The organism is Actinopolymorpha sp. B9G3 (assembly GCF_040120725.1).
Taxonomy (GTDB): domain Bacteria; phylum Actinomycetota; class Actinomycetes; order Propionibacteriales; family Actinopolymorphaceae; genus Thermasporomyces.
In genome coordinates this window covers 1-1,574 of record NZ_JBEEAB010000071.1, presented here as the reverse complement: position 1 = coordinate 1,574, position 1,574 = coordinate 1, and the positions used below count along the sequence as shown (strand labels likewise).

Annotated in this window: 1 protein-coding gene; it reads left to right on the top strand. The window is 64.6% G+C overall.

What is annotated here, in order from left to right:
* Positions 1 to 181: 181 nt before the first annotated feature.
* A partial coding sequence (locus ABNF93_RS34605) for an ISL3 family transposase (protein ID WP_349332492.1) occupies positions 182 to 1,574 on the top strand: 1,393 nt, incomplete at its 3' end.

The following is a 1,574-nucleotide window of genomic DNA, read 5'->3' as shown; positions in this document are numbered from 1 at the left end:
TCTGTCTCAAATTTCGTGAGGTGGTGGGCTCGGTTTGGTGCGCGTGGAGCGACCTCGACGATTTCTTGTAATAACCAAATCTTGACTATGTCGGCGCGTGTCGTTCGGAATAAATGAAGCCCTTCTTGTGCAGGTTCGGTTTCGACCAAGAAACCCGGCTCCACAAGAAGGGCGACCTTGAGTGTACCTTTCGTTGCCGCAGCTGTTACCGCATCTGACCGGTGTCATCGCTACTGGTGTCGAACTCACATCCGCGGTGGTGGAGATATCTGCGCGCACCCGACGCACAGGTGTCGCGTGCCCGCGGTGTGGATCCGTCTCGCGGCGGGTGCACAGCCGCTACTGGCGCCGGCTCGCCGACACCCCGGTGGGTGGTCGGCCGGTTCTGATCAAGCTGGAGGTACGCCGTCTGTTCTGTTCGGCTGCCAGCTGTCCCGCGGTGACGTTCGCCGAACAGGTGCCAGGACTGACATCCCGGTATGCGCGTCGTACACCGTTGCTGCGCAAGCTATTGGAGAGAATCGGCGTGACACTGGCCGGTCGCGCCGGTTCCCGGCTGGCCACACACCTGGGCATAGCCGTCGGCCGCGCCAGCCTGCTACGACTGGTGCGAGACTTACCCGACCCGCAGATCGACTCCCTCAAAGTCCTCGGCGTCGACGACTTCGCATTGCGTCGTGGGCACATGTACGGCACGGTCCTGGTTGACATCAACACCCACACACCGGTCGACCTGCTTGCTGATCGCAGCGCCGATACGTTCGCCGCATGGTTAGGCGAGCATCCGGGCATCGAGGTCGTCTGCCGGGACCGGGCCACCACCTACGCCGAGGCCACCCGCAAGGCAGCCCCGAACGCGATCCAAGTCGCCGACCGCTGGCACCTCTGGCACAACCTCGCCGAGCACGTCGAGAAGACCGTCGCCGCACATCACAGCTGCCTGCGCCAACAAAACGACATCCCATCCGAGCTTCCCGGCGGATCAGGCCCTGCCGCCGACCTCATTCAGGCAGCTACGGTCGCCCAAGTCAGGCGAAAGGAGAACTCCACACTGGTCGCACGCACCAAGGCCCGCCACCAGGCAGTCCACGCCCTTAAGACCCAAGGCAAGGGCATCAAGGCCATCAAGGGTGAACTCGGGCTGTCCACGGAAACCGTTCGGCGCTTCTACCGCGCCGGCACCGCCGAGGAACTGCTGGCCCATCCCCGTGCGGGCCGGCCCAGCGTCCTGGACCCCTACAGGGCCTACCTCAACCAACGATGGAACGACGGCGCCACCAACGCGAGCACGCTCTACCGGGAGATCACCAAACAGGGATATCGGGGCAGCCGGGCAACCGTCGCCCGCTACCTTGCACCGTTCCGTCCGCTCCGCGCCGCGCCACCGCCCACACCTCCAATACCAAAGGTCCGCCACGTCACCTCCTGGATGCTCCGCCACCCCGACAACCTCGAAGACGACGACCAGGACAAGCTCGATCACGCGCTCGCAGCCTGCCCGCACCTGTCCGCGACCGCCACCCACGCCACGGCATTCGCCGAGATGATGACCGGCCTACACGGCGACCGCCTAA